This is a genomic window from Arthrobacter sp. 9E16 (assembly GCF_002929435.1).
In the GTDB taxonomy this organism is placed as follows: domain Bacteria; phylum Actinomycetota; class Actinomycetes; order Actinomycetales; family Micrococcaceae; genus Arthrobacter_B; species Arthrobacter_B sunyaminii.
The window spans coordinates 53,844-73,131 of record NZ_PJIU01000005.1 but is presented as its reverse complement, the minus strand read 5'-3'; the positions used below and the strand labels follow the sequence as shown (position 1 = coordinate 73,131).

At 64.4% G+C, this 19,288-nt stretch carries 18 protein-coding genes; 9 read left to right on the top strand and 9 right to left on the bottom strand.

The genetic code is table 11. The features are described from left to right. Positions 1-24 precede the first annotated feature (24 nt). Genes CXR00_RS17025 through CXR00_RS17015 form a run of 3 tightly spaced genes read right to left on the bottom strand, consistent with a single transcriptional unit; the run spans position 25 to position 2,285 of the window. A complete protein-coding gene (locus CXR00_RS17025) occupies positions 25-1,299 on the bottom strand; it encodes an MFS transporter (protein ID WP_104056093.1) in 1,275 nt (424 codons plus the stop codon). Between the two features lie 51 nt (positions 1,300-1,350). Further along, entirely contained in the window at positions 1,351-1,887 is a 537-nt protein-coding gene (locus CXR00_RS17020; RefSeq protein ID WP_104056091.1) for a DUF3027 domain-containing protein, read from the bottom strand. A 14-nt stretch (positions 1,888-1,901) separates the two neighbouring features. After that, positions 1,902-2,285: a cold-shock protein gene (locus CXR00_RS17015; protein WP_104056228.1), complete on the bottom strand. Its 384-nt coding sequence runs from the start codon at positions 2,283-2,285 to the stop codon at positions 1,902-1,904. 242 nt (positions 2,286-2,527) lie between these two features. Between CXR00_RS17015 and CXR00_RS17010 the strand changes: the two genes are divergently transcribed. From CXR00_RS17010 to CXR00_RS16985, 6 genes are all read left to right on the top strand, one after another. Then, positions 2,528-2,791, top strand: coding sequence for a hypothetical protein (locus tag CXR00_RS17010; RefSeq protein WP_104056089.1), 264 nt, complete (start codon positions 2,528-2,530; stop codon positions 2,789-2,791). A 39-nt stretch (positions 2,792-2,830) separates the two neighbouring features. Beyond that, positions 2,831-5,263, top strand: a complete 2,433-nt coding sequence (locus CXR00_RS17005) for a helicase-associated domain-containing protein (RefSeq protein WP_104056087.1) — start codon at positions 2,831-2,833, stop codon at positions 5,261-5,263. Further along, on the top strand, positions 5,256-6,902 hold the full coding sequence (locus CXR00_RS17000) for a DNA repair helicase XPB (protein ID WP_104056085.1): 1,647 nt from the start codon (positions 5,256-5,258) through the stop codon (positions 6,900-6,902). The genes CXR00_RS17005 and CXR00_RS17000 overlap by 8 nt, the downstream gene beginning before the upstream one ends. Before the next feature lie 87 nt (positions 6,903-6,989). Further along, positions 6,990-7,703 (top strand): response regulator transcription factor, encoded by a 714-nt coding sequence (locus tag CXR00_RS16995; RefSeq protein ID WP_104056083.1) that lies wholly within the window; start codon positions 6,990-6,992, stop codon positions 7,701-7,703. A 3-nt stretch (positions 7,704-7,706) separates the two neighbouring features. Beyond that, positions 7,707-9,176, top strand: a complete 1,470-nt coding sequence (locus tag CXR00_RS16990) for a HAMP domain-containing sensor histidine kinase (protein ID WP_307859012.1) — start codon at positions 7,707-7,709, stop codon at positions 9,174-9,176. Between the two features lie 151 nt (positions 9,177-9,327). Continuing rightward, positions 9,328-9,618 carry a WXG100 family type VII secretion target gene (locus CXR00_RS16985; RefSeq protein ID WP_104056079.1) on the top strand — a complete coding sequence of 97 codons (291 nt, stop codon included), beginning with the start codon at positions 9,328-9,330 and terminating at the stop codon, positions 9,616-9,618. Between the two features lie 143 nt (positions 9,619-9,761). On the opposite strand, the gene groL is transcribed toward CXR00_RS16985, so the two are convergent. The 4 genes from groL to CXR00_RS16965 form a co-directional block, all read right to left on the bottom strand. After that, complete coding sequence (gene groL / locus CXR00_RS16980) at positions 9,762-11,399, bottom strand: chaperonin GroEL (protein ID WP_104056077.1); 1,638 nt, start codon at positions 11,397-11,399, stop codon at positions 9,762-9,764. 321 nt (positions 11,400-11,720) lie between these two features. After that, entirely contained in the window at positions 11,721-11,924 is a 204-nt protein-coding gene (locus CXR00_RS16975) for a cold-shock protein (RefSeq protein ID WP_104056226.1), read from the bottom strand. 220 nt (positions 11,925-12,144) lie between these two features. Beyond that, complete coding sequence (locus CXR00_RS16970) at positions 12,145-12,774, bottom strand: LytR C-terminal domain-containing protein (RefSeq protein WP_104056075.1); 630 nt, start codon at positions 12,772-12,774, stop codon at positions 12,145-12,147. Positions 12,775-12,811: 37 nt separating this feature from the next. Next, positions 12,812-13,114 carry a DUF3263 domain-containing protein gene (locus CXR00_RS16965; RefSeq protein WP_104056073.1) on the bottom strand — a complete coding sequence of 101 codons (303 nt, stop codon included), beginning with the start codon at positions 13,112-13,114 and terminating at the stop codon, positions 12,812-12,814. A gap of 166 nt (positions 13,115-13,280) precedes the next feature. Here CXR00_RS16965 and CXR00_RS16960 point away from each other — a divergent pair, with 166 nt between their 5' ends. Continuing rightward, positions 13,281-14,027 (top strand): uracil-DNA glycosylase, encoded by a 747-nt coding sequence (locus CXR00_RS16960; RefSeq protein WP_258060586.1) that lies wholly within the window; start codon positions 13,281-13,283, stop codon positions 14,025-14,027. Between the two features lie 14 nt (positions 14,028-14,041). Next, positions 14,042-14,899: a siderophore-interacting protein gene (locus CXR00_RS16955; protein WP_104056069.1), complete on the top strand. Its 858-nt coding sequence runs from the start codon at positions 14,042-14,044 to the stop codon at positions 14,897-14,899. A gap of 67 nt (positions 14,900-14,966) precedes the next feature. On the opposite strand, the gene CXR00_RS16950 is transcribed toward CXR00_RS16955, so the two are convergent. Both CXR00_RS16950 and CXR00_RS16945 read right to left on the bottom strand, forming a co-directional pair. Further along, positions 14,967-16,343: a threonine/serine exporter ThrE family protein gene (locus tag CXR00_RS16950; protein ID WP_237685831.1), complete on the bottom strand. Its 1,377-nt coding sequence runs from the start codon at positions 16,341-16,343 to the stop codon at positions 14,967-14,969. Positions 16,344-16,871: 528 nt separating this feature from the next. Next, the gene (locus tag CXR00_RS16945; protein ID WP_104056067.1) at positions 16,872-17,945 is read right to left on the bottom strand and encodes a peptidoglycan bridge formation glycyltransferase FemA/FemB family protein; all 1,074 of its coding nucleotides are present in this window, start codon (positions 17,943-17,945) and stop codon (positions 16,872-16,874) included. Between the two features lie 261 nt (positions 17,946-18,206). Here CXR00_RS16945 and CXR00_RS16940 point away from each other — a divergent pair, with 261 nt between their 5' ends. After that, positions 18,207-19,259, top strand: a complete 1,053-nt coding sequence (locus CXR00_RS16940) for an LLM class flavin-dependent oxidoreductase (RefSeq protein ID WP_104056065.1) — start codon at positions 18,207-18,209, stop codon at positions 19,257-19,259. Positions 19,260-19,288: the final 29 nt, after the last annotated feature.

Here is a 19,288-nt window from a genome sequence, read left to right as displayed (position 1 = left end):
CAGCCAACCAGCAGGACCCGGCCTTTAGACCAGGCCCGGGTCCTGTTCTGTCTCACTAGTGGTCATGTGGAGCCGCCGGGGAAGGGCGCGGTCGTAGTGAATCCGCAGGTGGTGCGCCCGCCATGCCCAGACGAAACCCACCACGGCGGTGATGAGCCCGGAAGCGGCGGCAACGCCCAGGCTCCAGCGCGGCCCAAAACTGTTGGAAACCCAGCCCACCAGAGGAGCGCCAATGGGGGTCCCTCCCATGAAGATGGCGAAGTACAGCGCCATCACCCGCCCGCGCATCACCGGGGTGGTGGTCGTTTGGACATAGGCGTTGGCGCTGGTCATTAGGGTGAGCGCAAAGAGTCCCACCGGAATGAGGGACACGGCAAACCACAACAGGGTGGGCGCTGAGGCTGCCACCAGGCAGGCTGCACCAAAAGCCCCGGCCGCGCCGAAGACAAAACGCAGCCGCGGTTTGTCCCGCCGTGCCGAGAGCAGCGCCCCGCACACCGATCCAATGGCCATGACCGAGTTCAGCAAACCGAAGACTCCGGCATCCTGGCCAAACTCGGTGCGCGCCATGGCGGCAATGAAAACGGCGAAGTTGAGCCCGAAGGTCCCCACGATAAACACGGCCAGAAGCACCATCATCAGGTCGGGGCGAAGCCGGACGTACCGCAAACCCGCCCTGATGCGTCCCTTGCCCGGAGCCGCTTTGGGCAGGACCCTCAGTTCACTGCTGCGCATCTTCAGCAGGGCGATGACCATGGCTGCGAAGGTGAGGGTGTTAATAAGGAAGACCCAGCCCGGGCCTACCGCAACCGTCAGCAGTCCTGCTGCGGCGGGGCCGACCATGCGGGCACCGTTGAAGGAGGCACTGTTCAGGGCAACGGCGTTGGGCAGGTCTGATTCACCCACGACTTCCGAAACGAAGCTTTGGCGGGCCGGCGCGTCCACGGCGGAGACCACACCCAGCGCAAGCGCAAAGGCGTAGACGTGCCACAGCTGGGCGGCGCCCGAAAGCACCAGCACCCCCAGCCCCAGGCCCAGAGCGGCCATGGCCACCTGAGTGAAGACCAGCACCTTGCGCCGGTTGTAGGTGTCGGCAATCAGTCCGGCCCAGGGAGCCAGCACCAGCTGGGGACCGAGCTGCAGGGCCATGACAATGCCCATCGCGGCGGCATCCTGGTCCGTGAGGATGTCGTACACGAGCCAGTCCTGGGCGGTCCGCTGCATCCAGGTGCCGATATTGGACACCAGCGCACCCAGGAACCAGATGCGGTAGTTAAAGAACCTCAGCGACCGGAACACAGCTCACCACCGGCCAGACAAGACTTGATGATTTCCCCCGGACCCACTGGTTTAACGATCCTCCTGCGCTGCCCCGTCCTGGCCGGTGCCGTCCCCGGCACTGTCTGCGGCATCGTCTGCTGCGTTGCCGTCGCCGTCGGGCTGTTCGCGTTCCTGCGCCGCACGGGCGGCTTCCTCAGCGGCAACGTCCTCCGGACGCAGCCGTTCCGACCACGGCAGCCATTCCGGAGCCAGAACAGCATGTTCCGAGGGCAGCAGGCCCACCTCACACACCGTCGCCGCTTTGCCCCGCGGCACCCGGGCCACCGTGGCATACCAGTGCCAGCCGTTGTAGCCGGGGCGCAGGGACTCAAAACGGTGCGTTACCAGGCGCTCCGCGTCGGGAAACGCACCGATGTAGGACCCGATCTGCTCAGCCGGGACAACTTCGAGAAGTCCTGCACGGGCCGTTTCAACGGCGGCTGCCAAAACCGCGTCCGGCTTCGATGGCCGGCGTACGCGGCGGGGGGCCTTGGCAGGTGACTGGGTTCCGTCGGCAGCAGCTGCCGCGGAAACCGTTTCGGAAGATTCTGTTGCGCTAGTGCTCATGCAGCGAGTCCGCCTTATACGTCCAGGTCATCGGCAACGGCACGCAGAACGGCCGCCACCTTGGTGGCATGCTTCTTATCCGGATACCGGCCCTTGCGCAGGCCGTTCGAGACTGCATCCAACAGTTTAATAAGGTCTTCGGTAATGATTGCCATGTCATCCGCGCTCTTGCGCGTGGCCCGGGCCACCGAGGGCGGAGCTTCCAGGATCCGGGCCGAGAGGGCCTGTGGCCCCCGCCGCCCGTCGGCAACACCAAACTCCATGCGGGTACCGGGCTTTACCTCGGTGACACCGGCCGGAAGCGCCGAGGCATGAAGAAATACTTCCTGGCCCTCGTCTGTGGCCAGAAACCCAAAACCTTTACCAGTGTCGAACCACTTGACCTTGCCGATGGGCACTTCGGTTACCTCGTTCTTAGCTGTTGAGTGCAGCAGATGCCTGCCGCATTGTCCGCATCCCGTAATTTCGTCCGCGTGCAGCACTGGTGCGCGGCAGCTGTTTCCACTTAATGCGGGCCTGCCAGATACTACGGGAGAGATACTACGGGGAAGTCTGTTCCCTTTAGAATATCCCGCCCGGGTAATCCTTCTCCGTGCCCAACCTTTGGAGGGCACCGTTTCCGCTGTTAGCGTTAAAGCCCATGGACACCCGCACGCCTTCGCCCGGCGAGACACCGCAACGCACCGCCCCCCAGAAGTCCATTTTTCGACGGGTGCTCTCGGGCACGGCCGCGATGCTGGCTGTCCTGGGTCTGCTCTGCCTGGGAGTTGTTCTCCTCTCCGCTCTTCGCGGTGAGAGCGTCTGGCCCGGCTTCGCCGCGGGGGCCATCTATTTGCTCCCGGCGGCATTCCTCCTGATGGCAGGCCTAATAATTGACGGAATCCGCCGCAGGCGACGCGGCTAAGCCGTTTGTTTTGGTTCCTGGTCGGGTAACGTGGAGACGATGTCCGCGATCCGAGCTTTAGCCGAAGATCTAGCTGCACGCAGTGACGACCAACTGCGTGAATTGCTTGCGGCCCGACCAGACCTGGTCCTGCCTCCGGTCCCTGATTTCCAAGCCCTTGCGGCCCGTGCGTCAACACGGATCAGCGTCCAGCGCGTGCTGGAAAAGCTCACCTCCCCCGAGCTGCAGGTCCTGGAGGCCGTGGACCTGACGACCAATGAAAACTCGCACCTCAGCACCACGGCGTCGTGGCTGAAGAGCGCCATAGCCGGGTCCACCATCAAGGCCCTGGACGCCATCCTTAACCACCTGCACGCACTTGCCCTGCTGCGCCGCGCCACTCCGCACCCCGGAGCGCCCAAGGCCGACGCCGGACGCCGCTTCTATTTGCCGGTCTCAGTGCTGGGGGAAGCGCTGGGCGCCTACCCCGCGGGGTTGGGCCGGCCCTATTCCACGCTTGCAGTCCACCAACCGGAATTCGGCCAGCGGCTCGTGGGCATTGTGGAGGGACTGCGCCAAAGCGGCATTCCCATGGAAAGGGCCGACACCCCTGCCACCGCGGCCCACTCGCTGCACCACCTGGTTTCGGATCCGGCCGGCTGGAGCATGCTGATGGCCGATGCGCCGCAGCAAACCCTCGACCTCCTTCGACGGTTCAAGTACTCCCCGGTGGGTACCATCCCCAAAAAGGCCGCGCTGGGCCGTGCCGTGCTTGATAATCCTTCCCCCACACCCGTGGAGTGGCTGGTGGCCCGCGGACTTCTGGTTCCACTGGATGCGCTGCATGTGGAGCTTCCCCGCCCCGTGGGCCAGGCCTCCCGGGGTCACGTCATTGTTTCTGATTTCAAGCTTTCACCTCCCGTTCCGGCAACCCGGCGTGTCTCCAACAACGTGCGGGATAATGCCGCTTTCGGGGCAGTGGCCGAAACCCTGCGGCTGGTCACCGAGCTGCTGACCCTTGCCGCGTCAACACCGATCAGCACACTGCGTTCAGGCGGAGTGGGAGTGCGGGAGGTGCGCCGGGTTTCGGAAGCACTGCGCGTTGATGTGCCCTCCACCGCCTGGCTGCTGGAACTGGCCGCACTGGCCGGCCTGTTGTCTCTGGACGTCACCACCTCCCGCTGGTGCGTCACCGAGGAGACCTGGCTGACCCTGGACCGGCATGAGCAGTGGAAGCAGCTCGTGAGCGCATGGCTGGAGGCAGACCGTGCTCCCTCCCTGGTGGGCAGTCCGCTGCCCGGCGGCGGAGCTGTCAACGCCCTGGCAGCCGAGGCATCCCGTCCCGATGCACCGCTGGTGCGCAAACGGTCGCTGGAGATGCTTGCCGCCATGCTGGAGGAGGACACCGCTGAGGAAGGTTCCACGGGAGCCCTTGACGGAGAATCCCTCGTGGGTGCCTTGACCTGGCGCCAGCCCCGGCTTCAGCGCCGCTTTGCGCGGCTGGTGCCCGGCATCCTCAAAGAAGCCGCCCAGTTGGGGTTGCTCGGATCGGGGGCCCTCACCGGCCTGGGCGCCGCCGTTGCCGCCGGCGACTGGGACACTGCGGTGGAACGCCTGCGCAATGCGCTTCCGGAACCGCTGAACTCCTTCCTGCTGCAGGCGGACCTGACGGCTGTCGCTCCCGGATATCTGGAGCCCGGCGTCGCCCGCAAGCTCGCTTCCATTGCTGTGGCTGAGGGCCAGGGCCCTGCCACCATCTACCGCTTCAGCGCTGACTCCATCCGCCGCGCCCTGGATGACGGGCAGAGCGCCGCGGACATCCTGGACTTCCTGCGCCGGCATTCAGCCACGGAAGTCCCCCAGCCGTTAAGGTATCTGGTGGAAGACACCGCCGCCCGCTACGGACGGCTCCGGGTCGGTGCCATGGCTTCCTACCTCCGAAGCGACGACGAGGACGGGCTCTCCGGCCTGATGGTCGATCCCGGCACAGCAGCCCTGGGTCTGGTGCGGCTGTCGCCCACCGTCATCGGCTCCGTGGCAAGCCCGCAGGAGCTCTCCCATACCCTGCGCGAGCTCGGATACACGCCCGCGCTGGAGGGCCGTGCCCGCCCGGTGGCCGGATCCCACGCGCATCCGCCCATCACCGTACCGGCGTCGTCGCGCACCCGGCTCAATCCCTGGGAACTGACGGACGAGGATATTGCGGACCAGCTGGCAGCCCTGCGCGGCTCCGGACCCCCCGTCGCCGGACGCAGCGAGAGCCAGCCCCTGATCGGGTTGGAAATCCTCCGCGAAGCCATCCGCACCCGCAGCTCGGTCCGGATGGGTGTCGTGGACAGCCAGGGGAATCAGCGGCAGGAAATTTTCGTTCCCTTATCAGTCACCGACGGACGGGTGCGGGTCTTTGATCCGCGCCGGGACGTGGAGAGAGTGGTGTCGGTGCACCGAATCATGGATGTCGAAATAGTGGAGGATACCCCGGCGCATGGCTGACGGACCATTGATTGTCCAGAGTGATAAAACCATTCTGCTGGAGGTGGATCACGCCCAATCGACAGAGGCACGGCACGCCATCGCCGCCTTTGCCGAGCTTGAAAGGGCGCCTGAGCACATCCACAGTTACCGGCTGACGCCGCTGGGCCTGTGGAATGCCCGGGCCGCGGGGCTCGACGCCGAGCAGGTCCTTAACACCCTGCTGACCTACTCCCGCTTCCCGGTGCCGCACTCGCTGCTGGTGGACATTGAGGAAACCATGTCCCGCTACGGACGGCTGCGGCTGGAGAAGGACCCCCAGCACGGCTTGGTGCTGCGCACCAATGACTACCCGGTGCTGGAAGAAGTGATGCACGCCAAGAAGATCCAGCCGCTGCTCGGTCCGAGGATCGACGGCGAGACCGTGGTGGTGCAGTCCTCCATGCGCGGACAGCTCAAGCAGCTGCTGCTGAAGCTTGGCTGGCCTGCCGAGGACCTGGCCGGTTATGTGGACGGCACCCCGCACCCCATCATGCTCAATGAAGACGGCTGGTCGCTGCGCCCGTACCAGAAGCTCGCCACGGAGAACTTCTGGGCCGGCGGATCCGGCGTCGTCGTCCTGCCCTGCGGCGCGGGGAAGACGCTGGTGGGCGCAGCGGCCATGGCCACCAGCTCAACCACCACCCTGATCCTGGTCACCAACACGGTCTCGGCCCGGCAGTGGAAGGACGAGCTGCTCAAGCGGACGTCGCTGACCGAAGATGAGATTGGCGAATATTCCGGGGCGGTGAAGGAAGTCCGGCCGGTCACCATCGCCACCTACCAGGTGCTCACGCTGAAGCGCGGCGGACTGTATCCGCATCTCGAGCTGCTGGATGCCAATGACTGGGGCCTGATTATCTATGACGAGGTGCACCTGCTGCCGGCGCCGATTTTCCGGATGACGGCGGATCTGCAGGCCCGCCGCCGCCTGGGGCTGACCGCCACACTGGTACGCGAGGACGGACGCGAGGGTGAAGTCTTCTCGCTGATCGGCCCCAAGCGCTACGACGCGCCGTGGAAGGACATTGAGGCGCAGGGCTACATTGCCCCGGCCGAATGCGTCGAGGTCCGGGTGGATCTGCCCCGCGATGAGCGGGTGGCCTACGCCATGGCAGAAGACGCAGACAAGTACCGCCTGTGCTCGACATCGGAAACCAAGACCGGCGTCGTCGAACAGCTGGTCCGCCGCCATGCCGGCGAGCAGACCCTGGTGATCGGGCAGTACCTGGACCAGCTGGATGAGCTGGCGGAGCGCCTGGATGCCCCGGTCATCAAGGGTGACACTCCGGTGAAGGAACGCCAGCGGCTGTTCAACGAGTTTCGGGACGGCACGCTGACCACCCTGGTGGTTTCCAAAGTTGCCAACTTCTCCATCGATCTGCCGGAAGCTTCAGTGGCCGTGCAGGTGTCCGGGTCCTTCGGTTCCCGGCAGGAAGAGGCCCAGCGGCTGGGCCGGCTGCTGCGGCCCAAAGCCGACGGCAAGGCGGCGCACTTCTACACGGTGGTGGCCCGGGACACCCTGGACCAGGACTTCGCGGCTAAACGGCAGCGTTTCCTCGCTGAACAGGGCTACGCCTACTCCATTCTCGACGCCGCGGACATCGAGAAGCCGGTTTAGACCCCAGACACCAGACACCAGCTCGCAGTCAGCAACTGTCGGGCCTACCTACAGACAACGCACAGCTAAATGTAAGAAACTGATTGAGTGAATAAATCATCCGGACCTGAAGCCCGTCTCCTGGTCGTTGACGACGAGCCCAACATTCGCGAACTCCTTTCCACCTCCCTTCGCTTCGCCGGTTTCGACGTAGTAGCCGCCGGAAACGGGAGGGAGGCCCTTGCCGCTGTGGAGGAGCATGCCCCGGACCTTGCCGTCCTGGACGTCATGCTCCCGGACATGGACGGTTTCACGCTCACCCGGCGCCTGCGGGCGGCCGGCCGGCATTTCCCGGTGGTTTTCCTGACGGCCCGGGACGACACCGAGGACAAGGTCACCGGACTGACCGTAGGCGGGGATGACTACGTCACCAAGCCGTTCAGCCTCGACGAAGTCGTGGCACGCATCCGCGCTGTGCTGCGGCGGACCCAGCCCCTCGACGACGACGACGCCGTCCTGCGCGTCGATGATCTCGAGCTTGACGATGACGCGCATGAAGTCCGGCGCGGCGGGGTCACTATTGATCTCTCCCCCACCGAGTTCAAGCTGCTCCGTTACCTGATGCTTAATCCCAACCGGGTATTGTCCAAAGCCCAGATTCTGGACCATGTCTGGGAGTACGACTTCAACGGCGACGCCTCCATCGTGGAGTCCTACATTTCGTACCTGCGCCGCAAGATTGACCGCAGCCCGGACGCGCCCGCCCTGATCCAGACCAAGCGCGGGGTTGGTTACCTGCTGCGTACGTCGGAGAAGCGCTAAGCCTTGCTCCGCCGCTGGAAATCTGCCTCGCTGCGCACCCAGCTCGTAGCCATTATGGCAGTCCTGATGGTCATCACCGTCACCATTACGGGGTTGGCCACCATCTATGTACTGCGCCAAATCCTGGTGACGCGCCTGGACGCGGAAATCGATGACAACGCGCCGGCCGTTGCTCGCTATCTCGTCTCGGAGGGCCAGAACGGCGACGCGTCGCTCTTCCAGTTCTACGGTCTCTACCTCCGCGATGACGGCAGTTACGGCCCGGAAACCCACAGCGATCCCCACGATGACAGGCCCAATGTGCCGCATTACACCGCTCAGGAAGTCCTGGAGCTGGAACAGGCGGGGAAGACCGTGCCCGGCACCGCGCCGGGCAGCAAGGGCTGGCGGTTGAAGGTATTCGCGCTGGAGAATGTTCCGGGATCCGTTGTGGTGGCACTGTCGCTGGATTCCGTTGCCACCACAGTCGATGAAGCAGCATCGCTGGTGTTCTCGGTGGGGCTGCTGGGCACTCTGGGTGCCACCGGGATCGCGTACTGGGCAGTAACCCGCCAGTTCCGCCCGCTCAGCCAGGTGGAAAAGACGGCGGCAGCCATTGCCGCCGGGGATCTGTCCCGGCGCGTGGATGTGGGCAACCCGGCAACCGAAATCGGCAGGCTCTCGCGGTCCCTCAACGCCATGCTGGCCCATATTGAAACGGCGTTTGCTGCGCGAACCAAGTCGGAACAAAAGATGCGCCGTTTCGTCCAGGACGCCTCCCACGAGCTGCGCACCCCGCTGGTGACCATCCGCGGATTCTCTGAACTCTACCGCCACGGAGCCCTGCAGAAACCGGAGGAAATCGGCGCCGCCATGGGCCGCATCGAGAGTGAGGCCAAGCGGATGGGCCAGCTGGTCGAAGACCTGCTTACCCTGGCCCGAATTGATGAACAGCGCCCGCTGGAATACGCGCCCGTGGACCTGATGCTTCTTGGGAATGATGCGGCCATGGACGCGCGCGCCAGCGCGCCGGGACGTGACATCCGTGTGGTGGGCCTGGACGGGCAGCAGCCGCGTCCGGCCCCCACCATCGGTGATGAGGCCCGTCTGCGACAGGTTGTGGCAAACCTGATGACCAATGCGCTGCGCTACACTCCTGACGGTTCTCCCATCGAGATCGCCGTGGGGGTGGCTCCGGTTATCCACAACCGTTCCGACGCCGTGCTGGAGGTTCGGGATCACGGACCGGGCATCTCGGAAGAAGATGCGGCACGGGTCTTTGAACGCTTTTACCGGGCCGATTCCTCCCGGTACCGCGAAACCGGCGGTACCGGCCTTGGTTTGGCTATTGTAGCCGCGCTGGTGGCGCAGCATGACGGCACTGTCCGCCTTTCCGAAACTGAGGGCGGCGGCGCCACGATGTCCATCCGCCTGCCCTACCGCGCTCCGGAGGAGTTCGACGACGACGCCGGGGAGCGGGCGGACAACGCCTAGTCCGGGTTGCCGGCCCCTCCACAGGCGGTGCCGGCGCGCGGCTGGGCCGCAGCTGCCCACAGCCTCCAGCGGGCGGTCGCCCTCAATTCCCCGACCGGCCTAGTGTCAAAAGCTCAATGACCAACGGAACAGCTTTTGAACGGAGACAACCATGGCACTGGTATCAGTGGACAGCGAGATCCTGGACGCCAAGAGCGCCGAGGTGCGCGGAACCATCGACCGGCTCCAGTCAGACATCAACCGTATGCAGTCCGGCCTGCAGGCTCTAAGCGAGTCATGGCAGGGACAGGCCTCGGCCAACTTTCAATCGCTCGTGGCTGATTGGCGGAGCACACAGGCAAAAGTCGAAGAGTCCCTGGCAAGCATCAATCTGGCACTCGGACACGCCTCGTCCCAGTACGCCGAAACTGAAGCGGCAAACGTCGCCCTGTTTCGGCACTGAGACGCCTTGTATCGGCGCTGAGACGGGCAGTTCCCAACAACAGGAAGGCGCGGCACCCGCAGGTGCCGCGCCTTCTCAAAACCGCGTCATGGTGATCCGTCCCGCCGGCTCATGGCGGCCCTTGGGAACGAATCGGTGGGTTGCTAGAAGCCGCCCATACCGCCCATGCCGCCCATTTCGTCGCCGCCGCCCATTGCCGGCGCAGCCTTTTCAGGCTTGTCGGCAACAACTGCTTCGGTGGTGAGGAACAGGCCGGCGATGGAAGCCGCGTTCTGCAGTGCAGAGCGGGTCACCTTTACCGGGTCGTTGACTCCGGCAGCCAGCAGGTCTTCATACTCGCCCGTAGCAGCGTTCAGGCCCCAGCCCTCGGGCAGGCCGCGGACCTTGTCGACAACGACGCCCGGCTCCATGCCGGCGTTGAAGGCGATCTGCTTCAGCGGAGCGTCGATGGCAACGCGGACGATGTTGGCGCCCGTTGCTTCGTCGCCCTCGAGGTTCAGGTTTGCGAAAGCCTTCAGGCCGGCCTGGATGAGGGCCACGCCGCCACCGGCGACGATGCCTTCTTCAACGGCAGCCTTTGCGTTGCGGACAGCGTCCTCAATGCGGTGCTTGCGCTCCTTGAGCTCAACTTCAGTTGCAGCGCCGGCCTTGATGACTGCAACGCCGCCGGCCAGCTTGGCCAGGCGTTCCTGCAGCTTCTCGCGGTCGTAATCGGAATCGGAGTTCTCGATTTCGGCGCGGATCTGGTTGACGCGGCCCGCGATTTCCTCGGGGTCACCGGCGCCTTCCACGATGGTGGTCTCGTCCTTGGTGACTACCACCTTGCGGGCCTTGCCCAGCAGGTCCAGCGTGGCGTTTTCCAGCTTCAGGCCGACTTCCTCGGCGATGACCTGGCCACCGGTGAGGATGGCAATGTCAGCCAGCTGGGCCTTGCGGCGGTCGCCGAAGCCCGGAGCCTTGACGGCAACGGACTTGAAGGTGCCGCGGATCTTGTTGACCACCAGGGTTGCGAGGGCTTCGCCTTCGACGTCTTCGGCGATGATCAGCAGCGGCTTGCCGGACTGCATGACCTTCTCGAGAACGGCAACGAGGTCCTTCACGTTGGAGATCTTGGAGTTCACGATCAGGATGTACGGATCTTCCAGGACCGTTTCCTGGCGCTCGGCGTCGGTGACGAAGTAGCCGGAGATGTAACCCTTGTCGAAGCGCATGCCTTCGGTGAGCTCAAGCTCCAGGCCGAAGGTGTTGGACTCCTCGACGGTGATAACACCTTCCTTGCCAACCTTGTCCAGCGCCTCAGCGATCAGATCGCCGATCTGCTGGTCACCGGCGGAGATGGAAGCCGTGGCAGCAATCTGCTCTTTGGTCTCGATTTCCTTGGCGGAGGCGAGGAGTTCGGCCGTGACAGCTTCGACAGCCTTCTCGATGCCGCGCTTCAGGCTCAGCGGGTCGGCGCCGGCAGCAACGTTGCGCAGGCCTTCCTTGACCAGTGCCTGGGCGAGGACCGTTGCCGTGGTGGTACCGTCACCGGCAACGTCATCAGTCTTCTTGGCAACTTCCTTGACCAGCTCTGCGCCGATCTTTTCGTAGGGATCGTCGAGCTCGATCTCCTTGGCGATGGATACGCCGTCGTTCGTGATGGTGGGGGCGCCCCACTTCTTCTCAAGGACAACGTTGCGGCCACGCGGGCCGAGGGTAACCTTCACGGCGTCGGCGAGGATGTTCAGTCCGCGCTCGAGGCCGCGGCGTGCCTCTTCGTCAAATGCAATGATCTTGGCCATAACGGCTTTCGTCCTTCCGGAACAGTCATGCTGGGTGCTTAGATGTTGCATTCCAGACTGCGGTGCCCGCGACGGACGGGCCAACAGGAGCGATCTCTTTACGCTCCCGCAGGCCCTCACCTCAGTGGCTTGCTCTTTCACTCAACGCCGACCGCTTTTAGCAGTCATACGGCAAGAGTGCTAAGTCAATAATTAGCACTCCCGCACACTGAGTGCAAGCGATCACGGCTCGGTGCTTGGCGCGTCACAGGCAACAGCATCCACGGGTTCCGTTTCCGTGTCCGCAGGGCAGTCATAGGATTGGCGGCCCGGCACCGGCAGCTACACGGTGCGGACGTCCTCAGCCTGCGGCCCCTTCTGGCCTTCGCCGATGTCGAACTCCACGCGCTGGCCCTCTTCAAGGGTGCGGTATCCGGATGCCTGGATTGCCGACCAGTGCACAAAAACATCCGTCTGTGCTTCGTCCACGGTAATGAATCCGTAGCCTTTTTCCCCGTTGAACCATTTGACGATCCCCTGCGCCATGTGCGTTTCTCCCACCTTTTTTGCGAGCGAAAGTCCAGCCACGGTGATCATGGCGGAACTGGCCGCGGCACACAGAGCAGTCCGGAACGCGGAGCTGTTTCTGCCGGCTCCGGATCCTGCGCGGTACGGCTGGCACTCACTGTAGCCAGTGCAGGCCGGAGCGCCCGGTGCTGTGCAGGATTGTTATGGAGTATTTACGCAGCAGGAGGCAGTTTGGCTGCTACTGGAATCCCGGGCCGGGCACCACGGTGACCAGCGTGAAGTCCGGCGACTGAACGACGGTGGGAATCCCAAGCAGCTGCGACAGCTCCTGGGCATTGGGCAGCTGGTCCTCGGTGCCGTAGAAAATGATCGATCCCTGCAGCTGCTGTCCGCCCCAGTTGGCAACCTGCGCCGTAGTCCAGCCATCGGCTCCCAGCCGGGCTGACACGCTGGCTCCCAAACCGCCGATTCCGCTTCCGTTCAAGACCACTACGGGCTGGCTCCGGTCCGCTGCGGCAGGCGTGGGTGAAGGTGTGGGGGAAGGTGTGGGTGCGGGTTCAGCACTCGGTGCAGCGGTGGCGGACGGGGTTGGTTCCGTACTCTGCCCGGGTTCAGAGGCCTGCGGTTCCGGGGATTCCACGGAAGCGGAGGAATCTGCGGCAGGCGCCCTGTCGCCGTCGTCCGTTCCGATGCCCAGGCGGGGAAGGACAAAGTAAGCCGCCACCCCAAGCACCAGGGCGAGTACGCCAACGGTGATGATTAGGCCGAGTCCGCTTGAGCGCGAAGGGATCAGCCGTTCCCGGTGAACGCCCTGGCGCGACGACGTTTCGGGAACCTTGTCGAACTCATCCCGGGGGTAATTGCTCATGGTGAGGTATCAGTCCTTGGTCTCAGGTGGCGCCGGTTTAGACGTCAGAGCCTGAACGACGGGCGGTGCGCGCGCGCTGACGGGTTGTTCGTAGTCTACGCAGTCTCTTGACCAGCATAGGGTCGTGAGCCAGGGCGTCCTCGGTGTCGATCAGCGCATTGAGGACCTGGTAGTAGCGTGTGGCGGACATGCCGAACAGCTCGCGGATGGCTTGTTCCTTCGCGCCGGCGTACTTCCACCAGGCCCGTTCCAAGGCCAGCATCTGCTGTTCCTGTTCCCCCAGCGGGCTGTCGGGGTCAACCGCGCCGTCAAGCGAGAAGGCTTCGGTTGTTTCGGCCACAGAATGCTCCCAGATAGTTGACGGTTTCACCACCCATGTTAGTTGGTGAATAACAGCTCTGTCATTTGCGTCTTCCGCCCTACCGGAATAGCCCGTTCCCCTGCATCCGGCCTACGCTGGATGGGTGAGTTCAAGCGACCCGACGCTCTTTCCTCTGCCGCACGAGCTGCCCGGCGACAAACCGTTCCCGTTCGCCGCCCCCGCAGCGCTCAGTGATGTCATGGCTCCGGACTGGGCCTGTGCACTGGGTCCCGCTGCCCAGGACCTGCACCGGATAGCTGCCGGACTCCAGGAAGAGCGCGCGTCCGGACACACCGTCCTGCCTGCGCCGGAGAACATCCTCCGGGCGTTTTCCCGTCCCCTTGCAGACGTCAAAGTCCTGCTGATCGGCCAGGACCCGTATCCCACTCCCGGCCATGCCGTGGGACTGTCCTTTTCCGTGGACCCTGCAGTGCGTCCGCTGCCGCGGAGCCTGAACAATATCTATAAGGAACTTCACGCGGACCTCGGGATACCGCCCAGCATCCACGGTGACCTTAGCTGCTGGTCAGACCAGGGGGTGCTGCTGCTGAACCGGGTGCTGACGGTTCGTGCCGGCAGCGCAGGGTCCCACCGCAAACGAGGCTGGGAGCAGATTACCGAGCTCGCGGTCCGGGCCCTGGTTGCCCGGCGCCTGGCTGACGGGAGCCGGTCCCCGCTGGTGGCCGTGTTATGGGGCAACGACGCCCGTTCAATCGTTCCGCTGCTCGATGATGTCCCGAGGATCGAATCCGCCCATCCCAGTCCGCTCTCCGCCTCGCGCGGATTCTTCGGCTCACGTCCCTTCAGCCGGGTTAACGAACTGTTGCAGCAACAGGGCGCCTCGCCAATTGACTGGCGGCCGGCGCGATACGGTAAAGAAAACGTCCTTTGATCTAGGAGAACCACATGCCTGACCCTTCCGCGCCCGCCGCAAAGCCAGCGCAGGATGTTCCCCGCCGGGCCCGTCCGCTGTTGGTCCTGGAGGTTCTGCGGACGGAGCAGCTGACTCCCCACATGGTTCGGGTGATTGCCGGCGGACCCAATTTCTCCCGATTTGCGACCAATGGTTTTGCCGACTCATACTGCAAGATCTGGTTCGGTCCGGACGGTAAGCCGCTGGACGGAACAGCGGAGCTCGAAGCACTCCGGGAACAGTTTCCCCGTGAACAGTGGCCGGTGTCGCGCACTTACACCATCCGCAGCGTCGACTCGGCCGCCGCAGAGATCGCCATCGATTTTGTGGTCCACGGAGACGAGGGGCTCGCCGGACCCTGGGCCGCCCGGGCCGCGGCCGGTGAGACCCTCTCCTTCACCGGTCCCGGCGGGGCCTTCAATCCAGACCCCGACGCCGGCTGGTACCTTTTCGCCGCCGATGAATCCGCGCTCCCGGCCACGGCTGCCGTGCTGGAATCGCTGCCCGCGTCCGCCGTCGGGCAGGTCTTTCTGGAAGTGGGCGGGCCCGAAGACCGCCAGCCGCTGAAGACGCCGGAAGGTATCTCAGTGACCTGGCTGTACCGCGGCGACCTCCCGGCAGGAAACACCGGCCTGCTGGCAGCCGCTGTGGCCGATGCGCCCTGGACCAGCAACGATGTGCAGGTCTTTGCCCACGGTGAGCGCGAAGCGATGAAAGCGCTCCGGGATGTCTTTTTTGGCCTCCGCGGCTTGGAGCGCCGGCAGGTTTCTCTGTCCGGCTATTGGGCGGCCGGCCGGACAGAGGACGCGTTCCAGGCAGAAAAAAGGACCCCGGTCGGCAAGATCCTCTAGATCCTGCTTTCCGGGGCCCTCGGTCCGGCGCTCTTTCTTCCTGCCTAACGTCCAGCCTGTCTAACGTCTAGCGGCGCCGGTTCCGGCGGTCGTTGCCGGAGAGGTTCCGGGTCAGCGGGCGGGCCAGATTGTCTCCAAACACCACGCCGCCGGCGATCGCAAGAATAATCGTGAGGGCGTTGAAGATGCCCACCGCACCAACGGTGATGTCGTCGGAGCCGATGCTCAGCCCGTACATCGCCCGGAAGATGGACAGCCCCGGGAACAGGAAGAGCACGGCCGGCACCGCCACGATCAGCTGCGGGGCACCCATGCGCAGGGCAATCATCCGTGCCAGCATGCCAATGAAGATGGCGGCAACGGCCGGTGTCAGCCGGGGGCCCACGCCCACCAGCTCCGCGAGCTGGAATACAAGGAAGCCGGCCAACCCGGTCAGGACCGTGGGGAGCACCAGGTTCATGGGCGACTGCTCCACCACGCAGATGGTCCCGAGCGCCACGGCCAGCAGCACCAGGGTCACTGCAAACGGATACTGGGAGCCCACCACCTGCGTCACATCCAGACGCGGCACACCCAGCAGCGCCCCAACCACCAGTGCGACGGCGATGCCCGCCACCAGCGCGCCGAACGTCAGGAACGCGGACAGGAAACGTCCCGATGCGGTGACCGGGAACCCGTTGATCGCATCCTGTACAGCTGAGACGAGGCGGCCGGTGGGCAGGAGCAGAAGGATGCCTCCGGCAACCACGATGCCCGGCGAAATGGGCACGTCCATGGACCAGAAGAGCATGGCAAGGGCCGTGACCAGGAAACCGCTCGCGGCCGTGGTGAAGAAGTCCGGAACACGCCAGCGCCCCAGCACCCGCTGCAACAAGCTGACCAGGAAGGTACTGACGAAAGCCACTAGGGAGGCCAGCGGGCCGCCGCCGATGAATCCCACAATCGCCGCCGCGAAGGCGCCGGTGGAGAAGGTCACGGCCCAGCGCGGAAACGGCTTTGGCCGGTGCATGATCTCATTCAGCCGGTTGGACGCCTCGGCGCGGGAGACACCGCCGTCGATAATGTCCGTGACCAGCTGGTGGACCAGGCCGAGGCCGGCATAGTTGTTGGTCCAGGAACGCACGACCCGCATGACGGTAATGGGGGTCTGGTCCTTGGGCGAGTAGTTCAGCAGAACGGACTGGTTGGTGATGTCCACTTCGATGCTGTCCAGGCCAAAGGCAGCGGTGACCGCGATGATGGCGGTCTCCACTTCCAGGGCGCCGGCACCGTAACGGAACATGGTTTCGGCAAGCCCCAGCGCCAGATCAAGCGTTTTCCTTGCGGAGGCATCCGGCCCGGCGGTGCGCACCAGGGGGTTCGCATACGGCGAGCCTGCCAGCCGCTCCACAATGGACATGGCCTGGGTGGGGGGCGTCTCACCCTGGACCAGGCGGCGCAGCATCCTTTTGGCAGCAGCCGATGAGCGGTCCTGCCGCTGGGCGCTGGCGCTGCCGGGATGGTGGTGGCTGCCGGGAACGGTTTTGCGCGCCCGGGGCTTCCGCGGCGGCTGGCCCGCCGGCGTGGTCTGTCCGGAGCCCAGCCCGCCTGAAGACCCTTTCGGCGACGTCTGCATGACGGACGTTGTGGGGGGCGGCGGTTTGGGCTTTGTACTGCGCAAGCCGACGCCGGCAGGACCTGTGGGCAGACCCGCGGCACCTTTCGGTGCCGCTTTGGGTGCCTTCGGCGCCTTCGGTGCTTTGCCTGGTACCGGCTGCCGCTCCGGCTGATTCTTGCGTTCCGGCTGGTTCTTGCGTTCCGGCTGATTCTTCCGTTCGGACCCGGCAGGTCCGCCCTGACGAATGACCGGGATCAGTCCCACCATTGGGTCGGGATTCTGCGCAGGCTCTTGGCGGTCTGCATCGGACGTGTTCTCCAAAGGACTCACCCTTTCGCCTCTGTTGGCCTGATTCCGTTCAGGCGCGCTTCCTGTTTAGTAGAACGGCTGCTGATGCCGGCGCCAGTAAATCTGCCGCGCCACGCGTTCGCCGATGGTGTTCCAAATCTTGTACCGCAGCGGATCCAGGACCAGGTCATAACACCCCACGAAGTCCGTGACGGTCTTGGAAAAACTGGTCTTGAAGAGGCCCAGGCCGTGGTGGGGATGTTCCTTGTTCTTCAGCTGGTCGCTGGGGGGCGTGCCGCAGAAGTCATACTGCTCAATGCCGAAGTCTTCCTTCAGCTCGTTGATCGCGGTCCACTGCACCAGATGGGAGTCTCCGTACTGGTTACGCCGGGGCTTGGACCCGCCGTCCTTGTAGGTTCCCTTCTTGCCGTAGGCGATGACAAATGCACCCACGGTGGGTTCGCCCTCTTCAAAGGCGAAGTAGAACCGGCCCTGGCCCGCCGCCACGAAGTTGGACCAGAAGCGGTGGTAGTACTCATAGGAGCGCATCCGGGCCGAAGAACGGTCCTCGATGTGGCTCATGAGCCGGTACATGATGCGCATATTCTCTTCGGTCGGCTCGACCCGCCGAACGTCGGCCCCCTCGCGGATGGCCCGGCGGACCGCGTTGCGTCCGCGGGAGGAGAGGTTTTTCAGCAGCTGCTCGGTGTCCGGTGTGGTGTCCAGCAGGGCCGTGGAGTCATTGGGCTGCAGGTTGAAGGTCTTCACCAGGCCGGCACCCTCGAACTGGGCACGCACCTCGGGGCTGTCCACAATGTCAGGTTCCACCTTGACGGCGAACACGTTCCTCTTGGTTTCTTTGATAAACCGGCGCAGCGCATCGAGGACCTCGGGGACGTGGGCCGGCTCCGCGACGTCTGGGCCCTTAATGAGGTACCAGAGGCTGCCCAGTCCGGGGACCTTCTTCTCTATGGCCAGGTTGTACGTCGTGTAACCGCGGCCCGTGAACACCAGATGGATGGGATTCCAGCCATGGCGGGACTTAACCTCGGCGTAGGAGGCGGACTGCAGCACGTTCCCGCCGCACGGGTTGGACTGCACGTGGCTGTCCCACTTTTCCATCTCGTCGGCGGTGGCCAGGCGTGCACTAAAGTCTCGCAAAATACCTCAACTAATCGCTTGATCGCTTGATCGCTTGCACCATTGCGGGTGATCCGGAGTGGTTCCGGAAAAACGCCCGGGGAACCGTCCCTCAGTCTATCTGCTGGTGTCATGACTGGATGAAATCCGGGGGCTTCGACACTGTGAGATCACTTTCCCAAGAAGCACCGGTCCTTCCGGAACAAGATGGCTTGGCCGGATGGCCCGTGCCGCTAGACTAGATGCAAATACATGAACTTTTGAGGGAATGGCGGGCTTCATATGGGACGGCAGCTGGAACTGGGACTGGATACCTTTGGTGACGTCACCTCGGACCCGGACGGGGAGCGGCTTCCGCAGCACCAGGTGCTGCGCAACGTAGTGGCCGAAGCCGTCCTGGCGGATTCGGTGGGCATTGACTTCATCGGAGTCGGTGAACACCACCGCGAGGACTTTGCCGTTTCAGCACCGGACGTGGTCCTGGCAGCCATTGCCGGACAAACCAGCCGGATCCGGCTGGGTTCGGCGGTCACCGTCCTGAGCTCCGACGATCCGATCCGCGTCTTCCAGCGCTTTTCCACTCTGGATGCAGTCTCCAACGGCCGAGCCGAAGTGATCCTGGGCCGCGGTTCCTTCACGGAGTCCTTTCCGCTCTTTGGGCTGGATCTGGCACAGTACGAGGAGCTCTTCGAAGAAAAGCTGGAACTCTTCACCCGGCTGCGCAGCGAGAATCCAGTGACCTGGAATGGCAGCACCCGGGCACCCCTGCAGAACCAGCGGGTGTATCCCCCTACGGCGTCAGGCGAACTCCCGGCGTGGATCGCCGTCGGCGGCACGCCACAGTCCGTGGTGCGGGCCGCCCATTACGGACTGCCCCTGATGCTCGCCATCATCGGCGGTGAACCGGCGCGCTTTGCCCCGTTCGTGGATCTGTACAAGCGGGCCCTTTCCCAGTTCGGCCGTCCGATGCTTCCGGTGGGAGCCCACTCCCCCGGTTACGTTGCCGCCAGCGACGAGCAGGCACTGGAGGAAGCCTGGCCGCATTTCGAGCGCATGCAGAACAGGATCGGCCGCGAGCGCGGCTGGAGCCCCACCACCCACAGCGACTACCTGGCCTCCGCCGGCCCCGACGGCGCACTGTTCATCGGTTCCCCCGAAACGGTCGCCGCCAAGATTGTCCGGGTGGCCAAGGAACTGGACCTGAGCCGCTTCGACATGAAGTACAGCCTGGGCACCCTCCCGCACGAAAACCTGATGAACTGCATCCGGCTCTACGGCACGGAAGTTGCGCCACTGGTCCGCGAGCAGCTCGCGGCCACGGATTCGCGGGACTGACGCTGACCGGAAAGCTGACACTGACCGGA

Bases quoted from the DNA above. Each gene is read 5' to 3' on its own strand.
- CXR00_RS16975 (WP_104056226.1), bottom strand. From the start codon at position 11,924: ATGGCGCAGGGGATCGTCAAATGGTTCAACGGGGAAAAAGGCTACGGA.
- CXR00_RS17005 (WP_104056087.1), top strand. From the start codon at position 2,831: ATGTCCGCGATCCGAGCTTTAGCCGAAGATCTAGCTGCACGCAGTGAC.
- CXR00_RS16950 (WP_237685831.1), bottom strand. From the start codon at position 16,343: ATGCTGCGCCGCCTGGTCCAGGGTGAGACGCCCCCCACCCAGGCCATG.
- CXR00_RS16970 (WP_104056075.1), bottom strand. From the start codon at position 12,774: ATGAGCAATTACCCCCGGGATGAGTTCGACAAGGTTCCCGAAACGTCG.
- groL (WP_104056077.1), bottom strand. From the start codon at position 11,399: ATGGCCAAGATCATTGCATTTGACGAAGAGGCACGCCGCGGCCTCGAG.
- CXR00_RS16985 (WP_104056079.1), top strand. From the start codon at position 9,328: ATGGCACTGGTATCAGTGGACAGCGAGATCCTGGACGCCAAGAGCGCC.
- CXR00_RS16940 (WP_104056065.1), top strand. From the start codon at position 18,207: ATGGGACGGCAGCTGGAACTGGGACTGGATACCTTTGGTGACGTCACC.
- CXR00_RS17010 (WP_104056089.1), top strand. From the start codon at position 2,528: ATGGACACCCGCACGCCTTCGCCCGGCGAGACACCGCAACGCACCGCC.
- CXR00_RS17020 (WP_104056091.1), bottom strand. From the start codon at position 1,887: ATGAGCACTAGCGCAACAGAATCTTCCGAAACGGTTTCCGCGGCAGCT.
- CXR00_RS16955 (WP_104056069.1), top strand. From the start codon at position 14,042: ATGCCTGACCCTTCCGCGCCCGCCGCAAAGCCAGCGCAGGATGTTCCC.
- CXR00_RS17000 (WP_104056085.1), top strand. From the start codon at position 5,256: ATGGCTGACGGACCATTGATTGTCCAGAGTGATAAAACCATTCTGCTG.